Annotated in this window: 20 protein-coding genes; 2 read left to right on the plus strand and 18 right to left on the minus strand. The window is 72.4% G+C overall.

Going from position 1 to position 22,585, the window contains the following annotated elements; translation table 11 throughout:
* Window positions 1-40: 40 nt before the first annotated feature.
* Complete coding sequence (locus ACZ45Q_RS18580; RefSeq protein WP_468262116.1) at window positions 41-1,270, plus strand: DUF349 domain-containing protein; 1,230 nt, start codon at window positions 41-43, stop codon at window positions 1,268-1,270.
* A 168-nt stretch (window positions 1,271-1,438) separates the two neighbouring features.
* Here the strand turns inward: ACZ45Q_RS18580 and ACZ45Q_RS18585 are convergent, their stop codons facing one another.
* From ACZ45Q_RS18585 to pgsA, 18 genes are all read right to left on the minus strand, one after another.
* Window positions 1,439-2,575, minus strand: coding sequence for a caspase family protein (locus tag ACZ45Q_RS18585; protein WP_468262119.1), 1,137 nt, complete (start codon window positions 2,573-2,575; stop codon window positions 1,439-1,441).
* Complete coding sequence (locus ACZ45Q_RS18590) at window positions 2,559-2,975, minus strand: effector-associated constant component EACC1 (protein WP_468262122.1); 417 nt, start codon at window positions 2,973-2,975, stop codon at window positions 2,559-2,561. Before ACZ45Q_RS18590 ends, ACZ45Q_RS18585 begins: the two co-directional genes overlap by 17 nt.
* Complete coding sequence (locus ACZ45Q_RS18595) at window positions 2,956-4,341, minus strand: serine/threonine-protein kinase (RefSeq protein WP_468262124.1); 1,386 nt, start codon at window positions 4,339-4,341, stop codon at window positions 2,956-2,958. Before ACZ45Q_RS18595 ends, ACZ45Q_RS18590 begins: the two co-directional genes overlap by 20 nt.
* A gap of 30 nt (window positions 4,342-4,371) precedes the next feature.
* On the minus strand, window positions 4,372-6,921 hold the full coding sequence (gene relA, locus ACZ45Q_RS18600) for a GTP pyrophosphokinase (RefSeq protein ID WP_468262127.1): 2,550 nt from the start codon (window positions 6,919-6,921) through the stop codon (window positions 4,372-4,374).
* A 170-nt stretch (window positions 6,922-7,091) separates the two neighbouring features.
* Window positions 7,092-7,631, minus strand: coding sequence for an adenine phosphoribosyltransferase (locus ACZ45Q_RS18605; RefSeq protein WP_468262130.1), 540 nt, complete (start codon window positions 7,629-7,631; stop codon window positions 7,092-7,094).
* Complete coding sequence (secF, locus tag ACZ45Q_RS18610; RefSeq protein WP_468262133.1) at window positions 7,628-8,755, minus strand: protein translocase subunit SecF; 1,128 nt, start codon at window positions 8,753-8,755, stop codon at window positions 7,628-7,630. Before secF ends, ACZ45Q_RS18605 begins: the two co-directional genes overlap by 4 nt.
* 3 nt (window positions 8,756-8,758) lie before the next feature.
* Entirely contained in the window at window positions 8,759-10,570 is a 1,812-nt protein-coding gene (gene secD, locus ACZ45Q_RS18615; RefSeq protein ID WP_468262136.1) for a protein translocase subunit SecD, read from the minus strand.
* 135 nt (window positions 10,571-10,705) lie between these two features.
* Entirely contained in the window at window positions 10,706-11,179 is a 474-nt protein-coding gene (gene yajC / locus ACZ45Q_RS18620; protein ID WP_468262139.1) for a preprotein translocase subunit YajC, read from the minus strand.
* A gap of 202 nt (window positions 11,180-11,381) precedes the next feature.
* Window positions 11,382-12,452, minus strand: a complete 1,071-nt coding sequence (ruvB, locus tag ACZ45Q_RS18625) for a Holliday junction branch migration DNA helicase RuvB (protein WP_468262142.1) — start codon at window positions 12,450-12,452, stop codon at window positions 11,382-11,384.
* Window positions 12,453-12,571: 119 nt separating this feature from the next.
* Entirely contained in the window at window positions 12,572-13,177 is a 606-nt protein-coding gene (gene ruvA / locus ACZ45Q_RS18630; protein WP_468262144.1) for a Holliday junction branch migration protein RuvA, read from the minus strand.
* Window positions 13,174-13,722: a crossover junction endodeoxyribonuclease RuvC gene (gene ruvC / locus ACZ45Q_RS18635; protein WP_468262146.1), complete on the minus strand. Its 549-nt coding sequence runs from the start codon at window positions 13,720-13,722 to the stop codon at window positions 13,174-13,176. The genes ruvA and ruvC overlap by 4 nt, the downstream gene beginning before the upstream one ends.
* Before the next feature lie 105 nt (window positions 13,723-13,827).
* Window positions 13,828-14,580 carry a YebC/PmpR family DNA-binding transcriptional regulator gene (locus ACZ45Q_RS18640; protein WP_468262149.1) on the minus strand — a complete coding sequence of 251 codons (753 nt, stop codon included), beginning with the start codon at window positions 14,578-14,580 and terminating at the stop codon, window positions 13,828-13,830.
* Between the two features lie 47 nt (window positions 14,581-14,627).
* The gene (pdxT, locus tag ACZ45Q_RS18645) at window positions 14,628-15,239 is read right to left on the minus strand and encodes a pyridoxal 5'-phosphate synthase glutaminase subunit PdxT (RefSeq protein WP_468262152.1); all 612 of its coding nucleotides are present in this window, start codon (window positions 15,237-15,239) and stop codon (window positions 14,628-14,630) included.
* A gap of 7 nt (window positions 15,240-15,246) precedes the next feature.
* A complete protein-coding gene (gene pdxS, locus ACZ45Q_RS18650; protein ID WP_468262155.1) occupies window positions 15,247-16,158 on the minus strand; it encodes a pyridoxal 5'-phosphate synthase lyase subunit PdxS in 912 nt (303 codons plus the stop codon).
* A 208-nt stretch (window positions 16,159-16,366) separates the two neighbouring features.
* Window positions 16,367-16,915: a LemA family protein gene (locus tag ACZ45Q_RS18655; protein WP_468262157.1), complete on the minus strand. Its 549-nt coding sequence runs from the start codon at window positions 16,913-16,915 to the stop codon at window positions 16,367-16,369.
* Window positions 16,916-17,201: 286 nt separating this feature from the next.
* A complete protein-coding gene (locus tag ACZ45Q_RS18660; protein ID WP_468262159.1) occupies window positions 17,202-18,365 on the minus strand; it encodes a glycosyltransferase family 4 protein in 1,164 nt (387 codons plus the stop codon).
* On the minus strand, window positions 18,362-19,291 hold the full coding sequence (locus ACZ45Q_RS18665; protein ID WP_468262162.1) for a phosphatidylinositol mannoside acyltransferase: 930 nt from the start codon (window positions 19,289-19,291) through the stop codon (window positions 18,362-18,364). Before ACZ45Q_RS18665 ends, ACZ45Q_RS18660 begins: the two co-directional genes overlap by 4 nt.
* The gene (gene pgsA, locus ACZ45Q_RS18670) at window positions 19,288-19,962 is read right to left on the minus strand and encodes a phosphatidylinositol phosphate synthase (protein ID WP_468262165.1); all 675 of its coding nucleotides are present in this window, start codon (window positions 19,960-19,962) and stop codon (window positions 19,288-19,290) included. The genes ACZ45Q_RS18665 and pgsA overlap by 4 nt, the downstream gene beginning before the upstream one ends.
* Before the next feature lie 277 nt (window positions 19,963-20,239).
* On the opposite strand from pgsA, the gene ACZ45Q_RS18675 reads away from it, so the two are divergent.
* A complete protein-coding gene (locus ACZ45Q_RS18675; protein WP_468262168.1) occupies window positions 20,240-22,438 on the plus strand; it encodes an elongation factor G-like protein EF-G2 in 2,199 nt (732 codons plus the stop codon).
* The last annotated feature ends 147 nt before the right edge of the window (window positions 22,439-22,585 follow it).

The raw sequence follows: 22,585 nt of genomic DNA on the forward strand, positions 1-22,585 counted from the left end.
AGCTTGAAGCCCTCCGCAGGCATCATGTGGAGGAGGCGCTGTGAGCAGCGACCCGTGGGGCCGCGTCGACGAGACGGGGACCGTGTACGTGCGTACGGCCGACGGCGAGAAGGTCGTCGGTTCCTGGCAGGCCGGCTCCCCCGATGAGGCGCTGGCCTATTTCGAGCGCAAGTACGAGGGCCTGGTTGTCGAGATCGGCCTCCTCGAGAAGCGGGTGAAGACCACCGACCTGTCGGCGAAGGACGCTCTCGCCGCCGTGGAGCACCTGCGCGAGCAGGTCGACGCGCACCACGCGGTCGGGGACCTGGACGCCCTCCGGGTGCGGCTGGACAAGCTCGTGGAGCTGGTGGAGAAGCGCCGGGAGGAGCGCAAGGCGCAGCGCGCCAAGCAGTCCGACGAGGCGCGCCGGGCGAAGGAGGCGCTGGTCGCCGAGGCCGAGGAGCTGGCGGGGTCCGACCAGTGGCGGGTGGCCGGTGAGCGGCTGCGGTCGCTGGTGGACACCTGGAAGGGCCTGCCCCGGCTGGACCGCAAGTCCGACGACGAGCTGTGGCACCGCTTCTCGCACGCCCGGTCGGCGTTCTCCAAGCGGCGCAAGCAGCACTTCGCGCAGCTGGACGCGCAGCGCGAGGAGGCCCGCCGGATCAAGGAGCGGCTGGTCGCCGAGGCCGAGGCGCTGTCGGGTTCGACGGACTGGGGTCCGACGGCCGCCCGGTACCGCGAGCTGATGGCCGAGTGGAAGGCCGCGGGCCGCGCCCAGCGCGAGCACGAGGACGACCTGTGGAACCGCTTCCGCGGCGCCCAGGACGTCTTCTTCGGCGCCCGCAGCGCGGTGTTCGCCGAGCGCGACGCCGAGCAGGCCGAGAACCTCAAGCTCAAGGAGGAGCTGGCCGAGGAGGCCGAGAAGATCCTGCCGGTCACCGACCTCAAGGCGGCCCGCGCCGCGTTCCGCTCGGTCAACGAGCGCTGGGAGGCCATCGGCCATGTGCCGCGCGACGCCCGGCCGAAGGTCGAGGGCCGGATGCACGCGGTGGAGCGGGCTATCCAGGAGGCCGAGGAGGCCGAGTGGCGCCGCACCAACCCGGAGGCACGCGCGCGTGCCGAGGGGCTGACCGGCCAGCTCCAGGCTGCCGTGGACAAGCTCAAGGGCCAGATCGAGCAGGCCCGTGCGCAGGGCAACACCGCTCGGGCGGAGAAGCTCCAGCGGGAGCTGGACGGCCGGCAGGCGCTGCTGGACCAGGCGCTCAAGGGCCTCCAGGAGTTCGGCGGCTGACACGGTCACGACGCGCGCAGCGGCCCGGCGGTTCGTCCACCGCCGGGCCGCTGTGTCGTTCAGAGCGGTTCGTCCACCGCCGGGACGCTGCGTCGTTCAGCGCCGTCCGGCCGCCGCCGACCGCTGCGTCGTTCAGCGCCGTCCGGCCGCCGCCGACCGCTGCGTCGTTCAGCGCGGTCCGGCGTGCTCGCTGATGTCGAGGGCGTGCTTGAGCACCTCGCAGGCCTGGAGGTGGTTCCCCGACTCCTGGAGCAGGTCGGCAAGCCGCCGGCAGACCAGCACGGCCTCGGGACCGTACACCTGGTGCACCCGCTGGAAGGCCAGCTCGAGCACCTCGATGGCCTCCCGCACCTGCCCGGTCTCCGCGAGCAGTTCGGACAGCTCCAGCTGGACGCCGACCAGATCGCCCCGCCGGTCGCCGGTGCGCTGTTCCTGGAGCGCCAGGCGCAGCACGGGCAGGGCGTCGCGGGTGTTGCCCTCGGCGCGCAGCAGCCTGGCCAGCGAGAGTCCGGTGGCGACCATGGCGGCGCGCACGTCGGCGGCCGGGACCGGGCCCGCGGGTCCGCGCCGGCCGGCGCGGGCCTTGTTGCGGGCCAGGGGGAGCCGTCCGACGCCGTTCTCCTGGGAGCGCTGCGGCAGCGGGCGGTTCTTGGCGCGCAGGCGCCCCTCCAGGACCCGGTGGAGGGTGTCGAGGTCGATCAGCTCCGGGCCGTCCTCCACTCCGTGCCGCAGGACGTCCAGCAGTTCGCCGGTGAACGCCGTGTAGCGCTCGCCGTCCGGTGCGAGGGCGATGCGGTCCCGTGGCGAGGCGGCCAGGACGTAGGCGCCGTCGACCGCGGCCTGGGCGGCGAGCTGGTCCTCGCCGGCCAGGGACCGGGCGGCGCGTCCGCTGAAGCAGCAGTCGAGGACGACGATCTTGCGCCGGGCGCGGGCGCCGCGCAGTGCGGTGCGCAGGTGCTGGTAGGCCACGGCCGTGTAGCCCAGGTGTTCGCGCGAGTCGCCGAGGGCGAGATAGAGATCGGCGGACTCGGTGTCCCGCATGCCGTGGCCCGCGAAGTAGACGAGGAGGGTGTCGGTGGCCTCCTCGCCCGCCTGGTACACCGGGTCCAGGATCGCCGGGGTGGTGAGCGGGTCCGTGACGACGGTGCAGTGCCGCACCGGAAGCCCCCACACGGTGGCGTCGCACAGCTCGGCGGCCAGGTCGACCACGTTGGCCTCGACCGCGGGCAGCTGGGGCAGGTGCCGGTAGGAAGCGGTGCCCACCAGGACGGCCCGGGAGCGCGTCGGGTCAGGCAGTGCCGTCATCGCCTCCGCTCCCCTCGCCGAGCGGGGCCGCGGGCGGTGCCTGGCCGTCGAGCAGTTCGACGATGCCGCGGACGGTCTCCTCGTCCCGTGCCGCCTCCGCGTTCAGCACGACCTCCACCGCGCCGCGGCGCAGGGTGACGGCCGGCGCCCGGCGGCGGGAGGCCTGCCACTGGAGGACGGCGAAGACGAGCGAGCCCGCGGACAGCCCGCCGCCGACGGCCAGTTCGAGGATGTCCAGGCCGGTGCCCATGCTGCCGGGGGCGGGCGGCGCGCTGGACGTGGGCCGGACCCGCGCGGTGAGGGTCTCGTCCTCGCGCAGCCAGAGCAGCAGGGAGCGGACATGGTCCTCGGCGGCCGTGCCGTCGGGTCCCCCCGGGATCTCAACCAGGAAGTCGGTCATCGTCTCCGTTCGTCCCGTCCAGTAGTGGGCTGACACGTCTGTTCACCCGGGAGAGGAGGTCCAGTGCCTCTCCCCCGGCACCGAGCCGCGCCAGGCAGACCGCCTGCCAGTACTGGCCGGTGAGGGTGGTGGGGTGGTCGGGGCCCAGCCTGGACAGGCAGACCGGCACGACCACCGAGAGCACCTGCGCCGCCTCCCGCAGCTGACCGCGCATGACCAGGCCGACCGCCTCCCGCTGCCGGGACAGCGCGGCCTGGGGGGTCATGCTGCCGAGGACGATGCGTCGGGTGGCGTCGCTGAGGGTGGCGGGGTCCAGGGCGTCGTGGGCACGCTGCTCGGGCAGGAGGGCCGCTTCCTCCCAGAGGTACTCGGGCGCCTCCTCCCCGTCGGCGTCCTGGGCGGGCAGGCTCACCGGCGGCGGTGCGGCGGCGTCGCGCACGGCGTCCACGGCCTCGTCCCGGACGTGCCGCGTCACCAGGTCGGCGAGCATCTGGGTGCCGCCGTAGGTCAGCGGGACCAGGGTGTCGCGCACCGTGCGGCAGTCCACCAGGCGCCGTTCGGGGTCCTGCCGGCACAGCTCGTCGACCAGGCCGGCCAGCGGTCCCGGCAGGTCGCCTCTGGTGGTGAGCGGCCGGATGCCGTCGCCCAGGGCCCGCTCCATGATGGCGCCGACGTCGGCGGTCCGCCCGAAGGGCAGCTCTCCGGTCAGCATGAGGAACATGCAGGCCCCGAGGCCGTACCAGTCGGCCGCCGGTCCGGGCAGCGCGCCGCGCATCGCCTCCGGGGCCATGAACTGCGGGGTGCCGATCAGCGCGCCGGTGCGGGTGATCGCCGCTTCGCCGGCCAGCCGGGCCAGCCCGAAGTCCTGGAGCACGACCCGGCCGCCGCGGGTGGTGCCGACGTTGGACGGCTTGACGTCACGGTGCACCACGCCCTTGTGGTGGCCCGCCTCCAGGGCGTCCGCGATCCCCAGCGCCACCGTGCAGGCGGCCGGTACCGGCAGCGGCCCCGAGTGCAGGACCAGCTCGGCCAGGCTCGTGCCGTCCAGGACCTGCATGACCAGGTAGGGGGTGCCGTCGTGGACGCCGTTGTCGTACAGCGTGACGACACCGGGGTGCTCGATCCGGGCGAGGGCACGGGCCTCCCGCTGGAACCTCTCCCAGGCCGCGTCCTGTTCCGTCAGCCCCTCGACGGCGGTCAGCATCTTCACGGCCACCCGGCGGCCGAGCCGGGTGTCCTCCGCCTCGTAGACCACGCCCATGCCGCCGCGGCCCAGCAGCCGCACCGGGCGGTACCGCCCCGCGATGAGCGCCGGGCCGTCGGCCGGCAGGCCGGCTAAGCCGGCCCGTTCGACACGCTCCTCCATGGACTCCCCCGTCTCCCCCGCCGCGACGCGCTACGAAGGCCTCCGCGCCGATGTCACGCGGTACACGTCGTACACGCCTTCCACGCCCCGCACCGCCTTCAGGACGTGGCCGAGGTGCTTCGGGTCGCCCATCTCGAAGGTGAAGCGCGAGGTGGCGACGCGGTCACGGGAGGTCTGGACGGCCGCCGAGAGGATGTTGACGTGCTGGTCGGACAGGACGCGGGTGACGTCGGAGAGCAGCCGGGAGCGGTCCAGGGCCTCGACCTGGATGGCGACCAGGAAGACCGAGGACTGGGTGGGCGCCCACTCGACCTCGAGGATGCGCTCCGGCTCGCGGGAGAGCGAGTCGACGTTCACGCAGTCGCTGCGGTGGACGGAGACGCCGCTGCCGCGGGTGACGAAGCCGATGATGGGGTCGCCGGGGACCGGGGTGCAGCAGCGTGCCAGCTTGACCCACACGTCCTCGACACCCTTGACGACGACGCCGGGGTCGGCGCTGGCCCGGCGCTTGCGGCTGCGGCCGCGCGACGGCGGGACCGCCTCGTCGATCTCCTCGGTGGCCGCCTCCTCGCCGCCGAGCGCCTGGACCAGCTTCTGCACGATGTTCTGCGCGGAGACATGGCCCTCGCCGATCGCCGCGTACAGCGCGGAGATGTCCGAGTAGCGCATCTCGTGCGCGAGCGTGACCAGGGAGTCGCCGGTCAGGATGCGCTGGATGGGCAGGTTCTGCTTGCGCATCGCGCGGACGATGGCGTCCTTGCCCTGCTCGATCGCCTCGTCGCGGCGCTCCTTGGAGAACCAGGCCCGGATCTTGTTGCGGGCGCGCGGCGACTTCACGAAGCCGAGCCAGTCCCGGGACGGGCCCGCGCCGGCCGCCTTGGAGGTGAAGACCTCCACCAGGTCGCCGTTGTCCAGGGTGGACTCCAGCGGCACCAGGCGGCCGTTGACCCGTGCCCCTATGGTGCGGTGGCCGACCTCGGTGTGGACGGCGTACGCGAAGTCCACCGGCGTGGCACCGGCCGGGAGCGCTATGACGTCGCCCTTGGGGGTGAAGACGAAGACCTCGTTGCGGGACAGGTCGAAGCGCAGCGACTCCAGGAACTCGCCGGGGTCCTCGGTCTCCTTCTGCCAGTCGAGGAGTTGCCGCAGCCACGCCATGTCGTTGATGGCGGCCGAGTCCTTGCCGGCCTTGCCGGCGGGCGCCTTGGGCACGTCGGTACGGATCTTGGAGGCGCCGGCCACGGCCTCCTGCTTGTACTTCCAGTGCGCGGCGATGCCGTACTCGGCGCGGCGGTGCATGTCGAACGTGCGGATCTGCAACTCGACCGGCTTGCCGTTGGGCCCGATGACCGTCGTGTGCAGCGACTGGTACATGTTGAACTTGGGCATCGCGATGTAGTCCTTGAACCGCCCGGGAACCGGGTTCCAGCGGGCGTGGACCGTGCCGAGCGCGGCGTAGCAGTCGCGGACGGTGTCCACCAGGACGCGGATGCCCACCAGGTCGTAGATCTCCGCGAAGTCACGGCCGCGGACGATCATCTTCTGGTAGACGCTGTAGTAGTGCTTGGGGCGGCCGGTGACGGTCGCCTTGATGCGGGCCGCGCGCAGGTCCTGCTGGACCTCGTCGGTGACGACGGCGAGGTACTCGTCGCGCTTGGGGGCGCGCTCGGCGACCAGGCGGACGATCTCGTCGTACATCTTGGGGTAGAGGATCGCGAAGGCGAGGTCCTCCAGCTCCCACTTGATGGTGTTCATGCCCAGGCGGTGGGCGAGCGGCGCGTAGATCTCCAGGGTCTCGCGCGCCTTCTTCTCCTGCTTCTCGCGCTTGAGGTAGCGCATGGTGCGCATGTTGTGCAGGCGGTCGGCGAGCTTGATGACCAGGACGCGGGGGTCCTTGGCCATGGCGACGACCATCTTGCGCACGGTCTCCGCCTGCGCGGCCTCGCCGAACTTGACCTTGTCCAGCTTGGTGACGCCGTCCACGAGCAGGGCGACGACGTCGCCGAAGTCGCGGCGCAGGTCCTCCAGGCCGTACTCGGTGTCCTCCACCGTGTCGTGCAGCAGGCCCGCCATCAGCGTGGCCGGGTCCATGCCCAGCTCGGCGAGGATGGTGGTGACGGCGAGCGGATGCGTGATGTAGGGGTCGCCGCTCTTGCGCTTCTGGCCGCGGTGCCAGCGCTCGGCGACCTGGTAGGCCTTCTCGATCTGGCGGAGCGTCGCGGTCTCGATCTTGGGGTCGTTGCTGCGGACTATGCGCAGCAGCGGCTCGAGCACCGGGTTGTAGGGGTTGGCGCGCTGCACGCCGAGGCGGGCGAGGCGGGCGCGGACGCGGTTGGAGGAGCCGGAGCGGGTGGGCGGGCCGGCGGGCGCGCGGACCACGGGGGCGTTCTGCGGGCGCTCGGGAGGGGCGGGCTTGGGGCGCGACTGCTCGGCCGGCTTGTCGACGGGGGCGGACTGGGCGCGCTCGACCGGCCCCCGGGGATCGTTCGTCGCGTGCGTCCCCTTGGGCGCGGGCTTCGCCGCTGCCGCCGAGGCGGACTCGGGCTTGGCGGCGGTCAGGTGCTGGGCCTCGTCTGGCAAGAGGACTCCTCGTGCGCGATCCGGGTCCCCCGGTCAGGCTCCGGAGACCCCATGGTAGCGATCCTGCGCCCCAGGATCGCCCTCAGACGGATGTGAGGGACGTCTACGCGAGAAACGCGCGGGGCGGGCGCCGGATTCCTCCGGGCCCGCCCCGTCTGCGGCGGCGTCGGTCAGACCGTGAGCAGCGCCCGCAGCGGGGCGCCGTCCAGGGCGGGTTCCACGCGGGCCCGTCCGCCGAGGAAACCCAGCTCCATCAGCACCGCGAGGCCGGCGACCTGGGCGCCCGCCCGGCGGATCAGCTTCAGCGAGGCCTCGGCGGTGCCGCCGGTGGCGAGGACGTCGTCGACGACCAGGACGCGGTCGTCGGCGGCCAGGTCCTCGGCGTGCACCTCGATCTCCGCCGAGCCGTACTCCAGGTCGTAGGCCTGGCCGAGGGTGGCTCCGGGGAGCTTGCCCGCCTTGCGTACGGGGACGAAGCCCAGGCCCGCGCGGAGCGCGACGGGGGCGCCGAGGATGAAGCCGCGGGCCTCCAGACCGACGATCTTGGTGGCCCGGGTGCGCTCGGCGGTCTCCGCGAGGGCGTCCGTGAGCGCCGTGAAGGCCGCGGGGTCCGCCAGCAGCGGGGTGATGTCCTTGAACACCACGCCCGGCTTGGGGTAGTCGGCCACGTCCCGGATACGGCTGAGCAGCAGCTCCTGGATGTCGGTCATCGGCGCTTCCCCGAGGGCCGGCCGCGGCCCCGGCTGCGGGACGCGGGCTGAGTGCGCGGGCCGACCACCGCGGGAGCGACGCCCTCGGGTTCCTCGGTGCCGTCGTCGAACGGACCGCCGGGGGTGTCGGTCTCCGGCGAATCGCCCTGGGCGGCGGACTGCGCCCGCTTGGCCAGGACGCGCTTCTTGAGCGCCTTCATCTGCGGCTCGCGCTCCTTGAGGTCGGCGACGAGCGGCGTGGCGATGAAGATCGAGGAGTACGCACCGGCCGCGAGGCCGACGAACAGCGACAGGGAGATGTCGTTGAGCATGCCGGCGCCGAGGACGCCGCCGCCGATGAACAGCAGGCCCGCGACCGGCAGCAGCGCGACCACCGTGGTGTTGACGGACCGCACCAGGGTGCTGTTGATCGAGCGGTTGGCGATCTCGCCGTAGGTCCAGCGGGTCTGTTTGGTGATGTCCCTCGTCTGTTCCTTGAGGCTGTCGAAGACGACCACCGTGTCGTAGAGCGAGTAGCCGAGGATGGTGAGCAGACCGATCACCGTGCCCGGCGTGACCTCGAAGCCCACCAGGGCGTAGATGCCGACCGTGATGGTGATGTCGTGGATCAGTGCGACGAACGCGGCGAGCGCCATGCGCCATTCGAAGGCGATCGCCAGATAGATCACCACCAGGACCAGGAAGATGCCGAGGCCCTGCCACGCCTTGTTCGCGATCTGGTCGCCCCAGCTGGGGCCGACCAGCTCGGCGTTGATGGTGTCCGCCTCGACCTTCAGGTCCTCGGCGAGGTCCTCCTTGATCTGGTCGGACTGCTCGGTGCCGGTGCCCGCGACCTGGATGCGCAGGCTGCCGTCGCCGAGCTTCTGGACGATCGCGTCGTGGCCGGAGGCCTCCTCCGCGTAGCGCTCGGCCTCCGAGACCGAGGCGCTGACGTTCTTGGAGGTGGTGAAGACGGCACCGCCCTGGAACTCGATGCCCATGTGCAGGCCGCGCACCGTCAGGCCGACGATCGCCGTGATGGTGATCAGGATCGAGATGCCGTACCAGAGCTTGCGGTTCTTGACGAAGTCGTAGCCGATCTCGCCATGGTGCAGTCGGGCGCCGAGGTCGCCGAGCTTCGACATCTCTCACGCCTCCTTCGGGTCGACAGGGCCGGCGGCGGGGCGGGCGGGACGGCGGGTACGGCGCAGCGGCGGCTTGGCACCGAGGCTCTTGGGATCGAGACCGGACCACTTGTGGCCGCTCGCGAAGAACTTCCTGCGGGCCATCAGCGTCAGCAGCGGCTTGGTGAACAGGAAGACCACCACCACGTCGAGCAGGGTGGTCAGGCCGAGCGTGAACGCGAAGCCCTGCACCTTGCCGACGGAGACCACGAAGAGCACCGCGGCGGCCAGGAACGACACGAAGTCGGAGACCAGGATGGTGCGCCGGGCTCGCGGCCAGGCCCGCTCCACGGCGGGGCGCAGCGAGCGCCCCTCGCGGATCTCGTCGCGGACGCGTTCGAAGTAGACGATGAACGAGTCCGCGGTGATGCCGATGGCGACGATCGCACCGCACACGGCCGGCAGGTTCAGCGCGAAGCCGATGGCCGGTCCCAGCAGCGACATGATCGTGTACGTCAGGGCGGCCGAGACGAACAGCGAGATGATCGCGATGAAGGACAGACCGCGGTAGTAGGCCAGCAGGTAGATGATGACCAGGGCGAGGCCGATGGCACCGGCGATCAGACCGGCCCGGAGCTGGTCACCGCCGAGCGCGGCGGTGACGGTGGTGACGCTGTCCTCCTTGAAGCTCAGCGGCAGCGCACCGTAGGAGAGCATGTTCGCGAGGCTCTCGGCCTCCTGCTGCGTGAAGCTGCCGGAGATCTCGGCCTTGCCGCCGGTCAGCGCCTGGCGGACGTACGGGCTGGAGACGACCTCGTTGTCGAGGACGATGGCGAACTGGTCCTGCGGGGACTGGTTCTGCGCCAGCTTGCCGGTGATCTTGGCGAACTTGTCGGCGCCCTCGTCCGTGAAGTCCATGGTCACGGTCCAGCCGGCGCCGCTCTGGGTGTTCAGCACGGCGGCGGCGTCGTCCACGTCCGTGCCGTCGACCTCGGCCGGGCCGAGCAGGTACTTCTGCCACTGGCCGGGCTCGGGCTGGCCGCAGGCGATCGTGGACTCGCTCGGCTTGGCGCCGGCGCCGGCCTCGGCGCGGGCCTTGGCGTCGCTGCAGTCCAGCTTGGCGTACGCCTCCTGGAGCTTGCTGTCCGCGTCGCCCTGGGCGTTGCCGGAGGGGCTGCCGCTCGGGGTCGGGGAGGCCTTGCCGGTGTCCGTGGCCGAGGGGGTGGGGTCGGCCTTGAGGGCGTCGCTTGCGGCGCGGCCCTGCGTGGTGGCGCTCGCCGACGGGTCGGCGGAGGCGGACGGGTCGGCGGAGGCGGACGGCGAGGTCGCCTCGTCGCGGTCCTCGGCCTTGTCGCCGGCCTTGTCACCGGCCTTGTCCGTGGGGCTGCCCGTGGGGCTCGGCGTCGGGGTGCCGGTGGCGGGGCCGCCGGAGAACTCGGTGGCGAGCACCGGGCGGAAGTACAGCTTGGCGGTGGTGCCGACCTGTTCCCGGGCCTTCTTGGAGTCGGTGCCCTTGGGGATGTTGACGATGATGTTCCGCTCGCCCTGGGTCTGGACCTCGGCCTCCTGCACGCCGAGGCCGTTGACCCGGCGCTCCATGATGGAGACCGCGGTGGCCATGTTCGTCGGGTTGATCGCGGACTCCTGACCGGGTTCCGCGACCGCCCGCAGGGTGATGCTGGTGCCGCCGGCCAGGTCGATGCCGAGACGCGGAGTGGTGTGTCCGGAGGCGAACATCCCCCCGGTGAGCGCCACGATGGCGATCAGGATCAGGGCCAGCGCGCGCCATGGCTTGCTCTGGGCGCCCGCGCCCCGCCCCTTTTTAGGTGCTGCCACCTTCTCGTACTCCCTCTCGGGCCGCCTGGTGCCGGGTCGGCGTGCCGGCGGCCATGACATGGTGTCGGGTTCCCGTGGGAGCCGCGCATGTCCGAGGGCGCGCGGGAACGGCCCGCGCGCCCCGGAGCACGGCTGTTACTTCGCCTCGGACTCGCCGTCGGCCTTCTTGGACTCGTCCTTGGCCGCCTGGGTGGTCGCGGCGTCGGCGGTGGCCTCGTCGGCGTCCTTCTTGCCGAGGTCCACGGACGGCTCGTCGTCGGCGTCGGCCCCGGTGAGGGAGGAGGCGTCGTCGGGAACGACGTCCGTGTCGGTCTTCAGGTCGTGCTCGATGCCGTGGACGATGCGGTTGTACTCGTCGTCGGAGAGGACGGCGCCGATCGAGTTCTTGGCGAAGAGCAGTTCGACGCCGGGGCCGGCGTCGAGGAGGACCGTGTCCTCGTTGACCTCCTTGACCGTGGCGTACATGCCCCCGATGGTGCGGACGCCGGAACCGGGCTGCATCTGGTTCCGCATCTCGATGGCCTGCTGCTGCTTCTTCTTCGCCGACCGGGTCATCAGGAACATGGCCCCGATGAGCACGATGAACGGGAGGAGGGTCACGAGACTCACGGGTCGGTACTTCCTTCACACGACCGCGATGGTGAGCGGCCTGATGGTTGGGGGTGTGGTGCGCCGCCGGCTATGGCGGCAGTCGTGCACCGCCGACAAGGGCGGCATCGGCGGAGTCTAAGCGAGTCCGCGCGCATGGAACAACGCTCAGCATGGCACCGGTGTTCCTGGTCCGGCCAATGTGCTCGCCGTGGCGGCGGCGTCACGCCCCGAACAGGTCCTGTTGTCCGTTTCCCGCGGCCCGGGAGGGCGGCGGGGTCAGGCCGAGATGCGCCCATGCGGCGGGCGTGGCGATCCGGCCACGGGGAGTGCGGGCGAGCAGACCCTCGCGGACCAGGAACGGTTCGGCCACCTCCTCCACGGTCTCACGCTCCTCCCCCACCGCGACGGCGAGCGTGGACAGGCCGACGGGGCCGCCGCCGAACAGCTTGAGCAGGGCTTGCAGGACCGCACGGTCCAGGCGGTCCAGGCCGCGGGCGTCGACCTCGTACACCGCGAGGGCGGCCGCGGCGATCTCCTGCGTGATCACGCCGTCGGCCTTGACCTGGGCGTAGTCACGGACGCGGCGCAGCAGGCGGTTGGCGATGCGCGGGGTGCCGCGGGAGCGGCCGGCGATCTCGGCGGCGCCGTCGGCGTCGATCTCGACGTCCAGAAGGCTCGCGGAGCGGTGGACCACGCGCTCCAGCTCGGCCGGCTCGTAGAACTCCATGTGCGCGGTGAAGCCGAAGCGGTCGCGCAGCGGGGGCGGCAGCAGGCCCGCGCGGGTGGTGGCGCCGACCAGCGTGAACGGCGGCAGCTCCAGCGGGATGGCGGTGGCTCCCGGGCCCTTGCCGACGATGACGTCGACGCGGAAGTCCTCCATCGCCATGTAGAGCATCTCCTCGGCGGGCCGGGACATGCGGTGGATCTCGTCGAGGAAGAGGACCTCGCCCTCCTGGAGGGAGGAGAGGATCGCGGCGAGGTCGCCGGCGTGCTGGATGGCGGGGCCGGAGGTGATGCGGATGGGAGCGCCCATCTCGGCCGCGATGATCATCGACAGGGTGGTCTTGCCGAGGCCGGGGGCGCCGGAGAGCAGCACGTGGTCGGCGGTGGCGCCGCGCGCGCGGGCGGCGCGCAGCACGAGGTCGAGCTGTTCACGGACCTTCTCCTGGCCGATGAACTCGCCAAGGTCCTTGGGGCGCAGGGCGGCCTCGACGGCCTGGTCCTCACCGTCGGCGGACGCTCCGACGAGCCGCTCGCCGGAGGGCGTGTCGGTCGTGTCGTCCCAGTTCATGTGATGCCTCGGAGGGGTGGTAGCGGATCGGCGGGCTCGGGTCGGGCGGTCGGGCGGCCGGGGGGACGGTCGGCTTGGTGGGCGGCCGGCCTGGCGGGCGGCCGGGCGGTCGGGGGCGGTCAGCGGGCTCGGTTGAGCGTCTGGAGCGCCGCCTTCAGCAGCTGCCCCACCTGCGGGGTGCCCTCGGCCTGATCGGCCTGGGGGGCGACGGCGGCCACGGCCTCGTCGGCCTCCCGGGTGGCGTAGCCCAGGCCGATCAGGGCCGCGTGCAGCTGATCGCGCCAGCCGGAGCCGGCCGGGGCCCCGACGGCGGGGGCGCCGGTCGGCTCGCCGAGGCGGTCCTTCAGCTCCAGCAGCAGCTTCTGGGCGCCCTTCTTGCCGATGCCGGGGACGGCGGTCAGCGCCTTCTCGTCGCCGGTGGAGACCGCTCTGCGCAGGGCGTCCGGGCTGTGCACGGCCAGCATCGCCTGGGCCAGGCGGGGGCCGACGCCGCTGGCGGTCTGGAGCAGTTCGAAGACCTGGCGCTCGTCGTCGTCGGCGAAGCCGTACAGCGTGAGGGAGTCCTCGCGGACGACGAGGGAGGTGGCGAGCTTGGCCGGCCGCCCGACGCGGAGGGTGGACAGGGTGTCGGGCGTGCACTGGACGGCCATGCCGACGCCGCCGACCTCGATCACCGCGGCGTCGGGGGCGAGGGCGGCGACCGTGCCGCTGACGAAGGCGATCATGTCGTACGGCCTTTCGGTGCGGTGGGGGCGTGGGCGGCGTGCAGGGCGACGGCCCGCTGGAGCCGGTTCTGGGCGGGGGCGCGCCAGATGTGGCAGATCGCGAGGGCGAGGGCGTCCGCCGCGTCCGCCGGCTTCGGGGGGGCGCCCAGTCGCAGCAGGCGGGTGACCATGGCGCCGACCTGCGCCTTGTCGGCGCGTCCGCTGCCGGTGACGGCGGCCTTGACCTCGCTCGGGGTGTGCAGGGCGACGGGGATGCCGCGGCGGGAGGCGCACAGGATGGCGACGGCGCTGGCCTGGGCGGTGCCCATGACCGTGCGCACGTTGTGCTGGCTGAAGACGCGCTCCACCGCCACGTACTCCGGGCGGTGCTCGTCCAGCCACTGCTCCAGGCCCCGCTCGACGGCGACGAGGCGGTGGCCCAGGTCGGCGTCGGCGGGGGTGCGGACGACACCGACGCCGAGCATGGTCAGCGGCCGTCCGGCGACGCCCTCCACGACCCCGACCCCGCAGCGGGTCAGCCCCGGGTCGACCCCCAGTACACGCACGCGCCCCTCCCATCGATCACCTGTTTGTGCAGGCTATCGGGTAGCACTGACAAAGCGACGGGCCGACGGGGTGTGTCCCGTCGGCCCGCTGAGCCCGTGCGCGTGTTACGCGTCGACCTTCTCCATGATCTCGTCGCTGACGTCGAAGTTGGCGAAGACGTTCTGCACGTCGTCGCTGTCCTCCAGCGCGTCGATCAGCTTGAAGATCTTCTTGGCGCCCTCCTCGTCCAGCTCGACCTGCATGGTCGGGACGAAGTTGGCGTCCGCCGACTCGTAGTCGATGCCGGCGTCCTGGAGGGCGGTGCGGACCGCGACCAGGTCGGTGGCCTCGCTGATGACCTCGAAGGTCTCACCGAGGTCGTTGACCTCCTCGGCGCCCGCGTCCAGGACGGCGGCGAGGACGTCGTCCTCGGACAGCTCGCCCTTGGGGACGATGACCACGCCCTTGCGGTTGAACAGGTACGACACCGAACCCGGGTCGGCCATGGAGCCGCCGTTGCGGGTCATGGCCACGCGAACGTCGGAGGCGGCGCGGTTGCGGTTGTCGGTGAGGCACTCGATGAGCACCGCGACGCCGTTCGGGCCGTAGCCCTCGTACATGATCGTCTCGTAGTCGGCGCCGCCGGCCTCCAGGCCCGCGCCGCGCTTGACGGCGGAGTCGATGTTCTTGTTCGGGACCGACTGCTTCTTGGCCTTCTGGATGGCGTCGTACAGCGTCGGGTTGCCGTCGGGGTCGGCGCCGCCCATCCGCGCCGCGACCTCGATGTTCTTGATCAGCTTCGCGAAGAGCTTGCCGCGCTTGGCATCGATGACGGCCTTCTTGTGCTTCGTCGTGGCCCATTTAGAGTGGCCGGACATCTGCCTGTCTCCTTCGCGTTACCCATCAGCGTACGAACTCCAGAATCCTACAAGGATCCCGCCGTACGGTCGGCGCGCACCATGTCGACGAACAGCCGGTGCACCCGGTGGTCGCCGGTCAGCTCCGGGTGGAACGAGGTGGCCAGCGCGTTGCCCTGGCGGACGGCGACGATGTGGCCGTCGTGCTCGGCGAGCACCTCGGCCGAGGCGCCGACCGACTCCACCCAGGGGGCGCGGATGAAGACGCCCTCGACGGGGTCGCCCTCGACGCCCTCGACAGCGACGGCCGCCTCGAAGGACTCGTTCTGCCGCCCGAACGCGTTGCGGCGCACGATCATGTCGATGCCGCCGATGGTCTCCTGGCCCGAGCGCGGGTCGAGGATCTTGTCGGCGAGCATGATCATGCCCGCGCAGGTGCCGTAGACGGGCATGCCGGCGCGCACGCGCGTGCGGAGCGGTTCCATCAGGCCGAAGAGCACGGCCAGCTTGGAGATGGTGGTGGACTCGCCGCCGGGCAGCACCAGGCCGTCCACCTCGGCGAGCTCGTCGGGGCGCCGCACCGGCCTGGCCACGGCGTCGGCCGCGGCCAGGGCGACGAGGTGCTCCCGTACGTCGCCCTGGAGGGCCAGGACGCCGATGACAGGGGCTTCGTTCGACATGAGGGTGTTACCAGCCGCGGTTGGCGTAGCGCTCGGTCTCGGGGAGGGTGTCGCAGTTGATGCCGACCATGGCCTCGCCGAGGTTGCGGGAGGCGTCCGCGACGATCTTCGGGTCGTCGTAGAAGGTGGTGGCCTTCACGATGGCGGCGGCGCGCTTGGCCGGGTCGCCGGACTTGAAGATGCCGGAGCCGACGAAGACTCCCTCGGCGCCGAGCTGGCGCATCAGGGCGGCGTCGGCCGGGGTGGCCACGCCACCGGCGGAGAACAGCACGACCGGGAGCTTGCCCAGCTCGGCGACCTCCTTGACCAGCTCGTACGGGGCGCGCAGCTCCTTGGCGGCGGCGTACAGCTCGTGGTTGTCGTAGCCGCGCAGCCTGGCGATCTCGTTCTTGATCTGGCGCAGGTGGCGGACGGCCTCGACGACGTTGCCGGTGCCGGCCTCGCCCTTGGAGCGGATCATCGCGGCGCCCTCGGCGATGCGGCGCAGGGCTTCGCCGAGGTTGGTGGCACCGCAGACGAACGGCGTGGTGAAGGCCCACTTGTCGGAGTGGTTGACCTCGTCGGCCGGGGTGAGCACCTCGGACTCGTCGATGTAGTCGACGCCGAGGGACTGCAGCACCTGGGCCTCGACGAAGTGGCCGATGCGGGACTTGGCCATCACGGGGATCGACACCGCGTCGATGATGCCCTCGATCATGTCCGGGTCGGACATGCGGGCCACGCCGCCGTCCTTGCGGATGTCGGCCGGGACGCGCTCGAGGGCCATGACGGCCACGGCGCCGGCGTCCTCGGCGATCTTGGCCTGCTCAGGCGTGACGACGTCCATGATCACGCCGCCCTTGAGCTGCTCGGCCATGCCGCGCTTCACGCGCGCGGTGCCGGTCTCGGGGGCCTGGTTTTCGGAGAGCGTGCTGGACACGGGTGACCTCACTGATGAGAAAAGCGGGTTTCTGCAGCACTGAGGAAACGTGAACGGACCAGGCCACAGCAAGGGCCAATGGGGACGCGGTGGCTCGTTTTCGTCCACGGAGCGGCGCTGGTGCGCCGGGTGTCGGGTGTCGGTCGGCTCTGGCGCGCCGGGTGTCGGCGCTGGTGCGCTGGGTGCCGGCCCTGGTGCGCCGGGTGGATCAGCCCTGGGCCGCGCGGTCGACCAGCGCCGCCGGGGGCTCGTCGTCCATCTCGAAGGCCAGCGGGAACGGGGCGTGTCCGGCCAGCCGGAACCAGCGGACCTTGCGGTGCTCGCGCAGCCTGCGGGCGGCGCCCACCGCGTCGTTGTGGAAGCGCCGGGCCATGGGGACGCGCCGTACGGCCTCCGTCAGCTCACGGGCCGCCTCCTCCCCGCCGGGCTCCTCGCGCAGGGCGTCGACCTGCTGGGGGACGCCGAAGACCGCGCGCAGGGCCTGGCTCAGCTCGCTCTCGGCGACCTCGCGCTGCTCCTCCTCGGCCTGGCGGGCGGCGTGCGCGGCCTCGTACAGGACGATGGACGCGGCCGGGTCGAGGACGCCGGAGGTGGCCAGTTCCTGGGCCACGGAGGCCCGGCGCAGCAGTTGGGCGTCGAGGGCGGCGCGGGCGGCGTCGATCCGGGCGTGCAGCCGGTCCAGCCGGCCGGCGGTCCAGCTCAGGTACAGGCCGATCGCCACGAGGGCGACCAGGATCCAGATGAGAGTTGCGGTCACGGGCGGCAGACTAGCGACGCGGGGTCGGGCGGGTGGTGCGCGGGGCCCGCGGTGGAGCGGGCCTGTGGCGCAGTGGGTCTTTGGTGGCCGGTGCCGTGGTGGCCGTCGGGCGGTTCTCGCCCCCGCCGCCCCTACCCGTCCCGTCCTGAAGGGGCTCCGCCCCTTCGACCCCGCCAGGGGGCTCTGCCCCCTGGACCCCATCGGCCCTGAACGGGCCTCGTCCTCAGACGCCGGACGGGCTGGGGCTGCCTCGACCGGCGCCGAGAGGCAGCCTCGGCCATGGCTTTCAGTCCCGTGCCAGTCCGAGGCGAGCCCGCAGGCCCGTCGCCCGGTCGTCCGTGGCCACGGCCGCCGCGCCCGCCGTCACCGTCTCGTAGACGGAGAGGATGTCGGCGCCCACCGTCGACCAGTCGAACCGCCGGACGTGGGCGCTCCCCCGCGCCCGCAGCTCCGCCCGCCGGGCCGGGTCCTCCAGCAGGCGCACGGCCGCCGCCGCCAGCGCGTCGGCGTCCTCGTTGGGGAACAGCTCGCCGGCCGCGCCCCGGTCGAGGACCTGGGCGAAGGCGTCCAGGTCGGAGGCGAGGACGGGGGCGCCCGCCGACATGGCCTCGACCAGGATGATGCCGAAGCTCTCACCGCCGGTGTTGGGCGCCACGTACAGGTCGACGCTGCGCAGCAGGCGGGCCTTGTCCTCGTCGCTGACCATGCCGAGGAACTCGACGCGGGAGCGCAGCTCCTTCGGCAGGCTCGCCACGGCCTCTTCCTCGTCCCCCCGCCCGGCGACCAGCAGCCTGGTGCGCGGGCGGGCGGCGAGGATCTGCGGCAGGGCGCGCATCAGCACCGGCAGGCCCTTGCGGGGCTCGTCGATGCGGCCGATGAAGCCGATGGTGTCCCCCTGCCACTCGGCCTTCGGCTCGGCCTCGGCGAAGAAGTCGACGTCGACGCCGTTGGGGATGACGACCGCGTCGCCGCCGAGGTGCTCGACGAGGGTGCGGCGGGCGTACTCGCTCACGGCGATGCGCGCGCTGATCTTCTCCAGCGCCGCCTGGAGGATGGCGTACGCGGCGATCATCGCGCGGGAGCGCGGGTTGGACGTGTGGAAGGTGGCCACGATCGGGCCCTGCGCCGCCCAGCAGGTCAGCAGGCCCAGCGACGGCGACGTCGGCTCGTGGATGTGGATGACGTCGAAGGCGCCGTCGTGCAACCAGCGCCGCACCCGCGCCGCCGACAGGAAGCCGAAGTTCAGCCGGGCCACCGAGCCGTTGTACGGCACCGGCACCGCGCGGCCGGCGGAGACGACGTACGGCGGCAGCGGGGTGTCGTCGTCGGCCGGGGCGAGGACGGAGACCTCGTGGCCGAGGCGGATGAAGTACTCGGCCAGGTCGCGGATGTGGAACTGGACGCCGCCCGGTACGTCCCAGGAGTACGGGCAGACGATGCCGATCCTCACAAGGTTCCCTTTCCGGAGTCCGAGGGCGCCTTCGCGGGGTCGAGGTCCTTCAGCCACAGCCGCTGGAGCATGTGCCAGTCCTGCGGATGCCCGGCGATCCCCGTGGCGAAGGCGTCGGCCAGCGCCTGTGTCATGACAGACGTCTTTTCCGCGCGGGTACCTGACCCGGGCACCTCGACCGGCGGGTGCACCCGGCCCTGCATGACCGGTGAGTCGTCGTACCAGAGGGTGACCGGCAGCAGCCGGGCGCCGGTCTGCTGGGCCAGCAGCGCCGGTCCCGCGGGCATCCGGGCCGTCTCGCCGAAGAAGTCCACCTCGACGCCGGAGGCCGACAGATCGCGGTCGGCGACCAGGCAGACCAGTCCGCCGCCGCGCAGCCGCCGGGCCAGCGCGCCGAAGGCGGTGCCGCCGGTGTGCGGCAGGACCTCCATGCCGAGGCCCTCGCGGTAGGCGACGAAGCGGTCGTAGAGCGTCTCCGGCTTCAGGCGCTCGGCGACCGTCGTGAAGGGGATGCCGAGCCGGGTCGTGACCCAGGCGCCCGCCAGGTCCCAGTTGGCCAGGTGCGGAAGGGCGAGTATCACGCCCTTGCCCGCGGCCATGCCCTCGGTCAGGTGGTGCAGGTCCTTGGGATCGAACGCCTGCCGGATGCGCTCGGGGCTCCAGGCGGGCAGCCGGAAGGACTCCATCCAGTAGCGCAGGTACGAGCGCATGCCCGCGCGCGAGAGTTCGGCGAGCCGCTCCGGGGTGGCGTCGGGCACCACGCGCGCGTAGTTGCTCTCCAGACGCCTCACGCCGGCGCCGCGCCGCTTCCAGGCGAGGTCCGCGATGGTCCGTCCGAGCCGGACGGCCACCGGCTCGGGGAGCTTCTTCACCGTGCTCCAGCCGGCGCCGTACAGGGCGTCGGTCAGCCGCTCCTGGGCGCTCACTTCGCCGCCTCGCTCCCCTGCGTCTCCTGCCCGTCCGCGGCGGCCTCCGCCTCGGCGGCCTCCCTGCGGACGGTGACGACCCGCTGGATCAGCGTCACCAGGCTGCCGACGGCCACGATCCACAGCGCCACCGGCAGCAGGTACTGGATGCCGGGGACGCCGAACTCGTGCATCCCCGCGAATCCGGCCGCCACCAGCGAGATCACCAGGCGTTCGGCGCGTTCGACCAGTCCGTTGACGGCGACGGGCAGACCGATCGACTCGCCGCGCGCCTTGGTGTACGACACCACCTGGCCGCTGGCCAGGCAGAAGATCGAGACCGCGCACAGCACGTCGTCGTTCCCGCCGCCCGCGTACCACAGGGCGAAACCGCCGAAGATGGCCCCGTCGGCGACCCGGTCCAGGGTGGAGTCCAGGAACGCCCCCCAGCGGCTGGAGCGGCCGAGCTGGCGGGCCATGTTGCCGTCGACGAGGTCGGAGAACACGAACAGCGTGATCACGACCGTGCCCCAGAAGAACTCGCCCATGGGGTAGAAGACCAGCGCGCCCGCGACCACCCCGGCGGTCCCGATCAGCGTGACCGTGTCCGGGCTGACGCCCCTGCGGATGAGAAACGCGGCGAACGGTGTGAGGACACGCGTGAAGAATGCACGCGCGTACTTGTTCAGCATGGCCTTCCCGACGGTCGGTGTCGCCGCGGCCCCTGGTGGCCGCCGGCTGGCCCATCGTAGTCACGCGCGCGTGTGCCGGAGGGACGGGACCCGAGGCCCGTGCGCGAGCCCGGCGGGCGGCGGGATCGGGTCCCTCGTATGGACGCGGCGTGACGGGAGTGGAAAGCTCGAAGGACCGCGGGCGTCGCCGGAGCCGCCCAGCTGGGGGTGCCCCCTCTGGGGCAGGTCCCGCGTGTCCGCGCCCACAGGACCTCACCCGTGCACGGGAGGCAAGGTTATGGGCGACAAGGCGCACACACACCCCGGAGCCGCCGGCAGGGCACGGCCGGCCGACCACCCCACGTCCGTGCGGAACGTGGTGCTGGTCGGCCACTCCGGATCGGGCAAGACCACGCTGGTGGAAGCCCTCGCCCTCACGGCGGGGGCGGTGAACCGGGCGGGCCGCGTGGAGGACGGCGGCTGCGTCTCGGACTACGACGAGATCGAGCACCGGCAGCACCGCTCCGTCCAGCTGTCCCTGGTCCCCGTCGAATGGGACGGCATCAAGGTCAACCTCCTCGACACCCCCGGATACGCCGACTTCGTCGGTGAGCTCAGGGCCGGTCTGCGCGCCGCGGACGCGGCCCTCTTCGTCGTCTCGGCGGCCGACGGGGTGGACGGCTCTACGCGGATGGTGTGGGAGGAGTGCGCGGCCGTCGGCATGCCGCGCGCCATCGTGATCACGCACCTGGAGGCCGCGCGGGCCGACTTCGAGGAGATGACGCGGATCTGCGCGGAGGCCTTCGGCGCGGACGACCCCGACGCCGTGCTCCCGCTGTACCTGCCGCTCCGCGGCCCGCAGACGGCCGACGGGCACGCGCCCGTGACGGGCCTGATCGGCCTGCTGTCGCAGAAGCTGTTCGACTACTCGGCCGGTGAGCGCAAGGAGTCCGAGCCGGTCGAGGACCAGCTGCCGGTGATCGAGGAGGCCCGCAACCGGCTGATCGAGGGGATCATCGCCGAGAGCGAGGACGAGACCCTCATGGAGCGCTACCTCGGTGGCGAGCAGGTCGACGTCAAGACGCTGGTCCAGGACCTGGAGCGGGCCGTCGCGCGCGGGGTGTTCTTCCCCGTGCTGGCCGCCGCCCCCGCGGCCGAGGGCGCCCGGCAGGGGCTCGGCACGGTCGAGCTGCTGGAGCTGGTCACCGGCGGCTTCCCGACGCCGCTGGAGCGCGAGGCGCCCCGGGTGACCACGCCCGACGGCGCACCGCGCGGGGAGGCCGGCTGCGATCCCGGGGGACCGCTGGTCGCGGAGGTGGTGAAGACCTCCTCCGACCCGTACGTGGGCCGGATCTCGCTGGTGCGGGTGTTCTCCGGCACGCTGCGCGCCGACCAGACGGTGCACGTCTCCGGTCACGGGCTGGCCGACCGCGGCCACGAGGACCACGACGTGGACGAGCGGATCGGCGCCCTGTCGACGCCGTTCGGCAAGCAGCAGCGTCCGGTCGGTCACGTCATCGCCGGCGATCTGGCCTGCGTGGCGAAGCTGTCCCGCGCGGAGACCGGGGACACGATCTCCGCCAAGGAGGACCCGCTGCTGATGGAGCCGTGGGAGATGCCCGACCCGCTGCTGCCGCTCGCCATCCAGGCGCACAGCAAACCGGACGAGGACAAGCTCTCCCAGGGCCTGGCGCGGCTGGTCGCCGAGGACCCGACGATGCGGCTGGAGCAGAACCAGGACACCCACCAGGTGGTCCTGTGGTGCCTGGGCGAGGCCCATGCGGACGTCGCCCTGGAGCGGCTGCGCAGCCGGTACGGCGTCCAGGTCGACGTCGTCCCGCACAAGGTGTCGCTGCGGGAGACCTTCGGTGGCAAGGCGTCGGGGCGCGGGCGGCACGTGAAGCAGTCCGGCGGGCACGGCCAGTACGCCATCTGCGAGATCGAGGTGGAGCCGCTGCCCGGCGGCTCGGGCATCGAGTTCGTGGACAAGGTGGTCGGCGGCGCGGTGCCCCGGCAGTTCATCCCGTCGGTGGAGAAGGGCGTGCGCGCCCAGGCCGCCAAGGGCGTGGCCGCGGGCCATCCGCTGATCGACGTGCGGGTCACGCTGCTGGACGGCAAGGCGCACTCGGTGGACTCCTCCGACGCCGCCTTCCAGACGGCCGGCGCGCTGGCGCTGAGGGAGGCTGCGGCCGGGGCCAGGATCCATCTGCTGGAGCCGATGGCCGAGGTGAGCGTCCTGGTCGGCGACGACTACGTGGGTGCCGTGATGAGCGACCTGTCGGGCCGGCGCGGCCGGGTGCTCGGCACCGAGCAGACCGCCGGCGGACGCACCCTGATCAAGGCGGAGGTGCCGGAGATCGAGATCGGCCGGTACGCGGTGGACCTGCGCTCCCTGTCCCACGGCACCGCGCGCTTCAGCCGGCGGTACGCCCGGCACGAGCCGATGCCGCCGCAGGTCGCGGAACGGGTCCGCGAGGCGGCGCACGCCGGCGCATGACCGGCGCGTAGTCGGCACGGATCGGCGCACGGCAGGCGGGAAGGCGCGGCTCGCGCGGCGCGATCCGCCGTCGTCGGCGGGCGGCTTCGGCCGTCCGCCGACGCGTGTCGGTGCCTGCGGATACGCTGATGACCTGATCAACAGGTG

This window comes from Streptomyces sp. NPDC031049 (genome assembly GCF_055571015.1).

Bases quoted from the DNA above. Each gene is read 5' to 3' on its own strand.
- ruvB (WP_468262142.1), bottom strand. From the start codon at position 12,452: ATGAACTGGGACGACACGACCGACACGCCCTCCGGCGAGCGGCTCGTC.
- secF (WP_468262133.1), bottom strand. From the start codon at position 8,755: ATGTCGAAGCTCGGCGACCTCGGCGCCCGACTGCACCATGGCGAGATC.
- ACZ45Q_RS18595 (WP_468262124.1), bottom strand. From the start codon at position 4,341: ATGGAGGAGCGTGTCGAACGGGCCGGCTTAGCCGGCCTGCCGGCCGAC.
- ACZ45Q_RS18640 (WP_468262149.1), bottom strand. From the start codon at position 14,580: ATGTCCGGCCACTCTAAATGGGCCACGACGAAGCACAAGAAGGCCGTC.
- ruvA (WP_468262144.1), bottom strand. From the start codon at position 13,177: ATGATCGCCTTCGTCAGCGGCACGGTCGCCGCCCTCGCCCCCGACGCC.
- pdxT (WP_468262152.1), bottom strand. From the start codon at position 15,239: ATGTCGAACGAAGCCCCTGTCATCGGCGTCCTGGCCCTCCAGGGCGAC.
- ACZ45Q_RS18675 (WP_468262168.1), top strand. From the start codon at position 20,240: ATGGGCGACAAGGCGCACACACACCCCGGAGCCGCCGGCAGGGCACGG.
- ACZ45Q_RS18590 (WP_468262122.1), bottom strand. From the start codon at position 2,975: ATGACCGACTTCCTGGTTGAGATCCCGGGGGGACCCGACGGCACGGCC.
- pgsA (WP_468262165.1), bottom strand. From the start codon at position 19,962: ATGCTGAACAAGTACGCGCGTGCATTCTTCACGCGTGTCCTCACACCG.
- ACZ45Q_RS18605 (WP_468262130.1), bottom strand. From the start codon at position 7,631: ATGACCGACATCCAGGAGCTGCTGCTCAGCCGTATCCGGGACGTGGCC.
- ACZ45Q_RS18585 (WP_468262119.1), bottom strand. From the start codon at position 2,575: ATGACGGCACTGCCTGACCCGACGCGCTCCCGGGCCGTCCTGGTGGGC.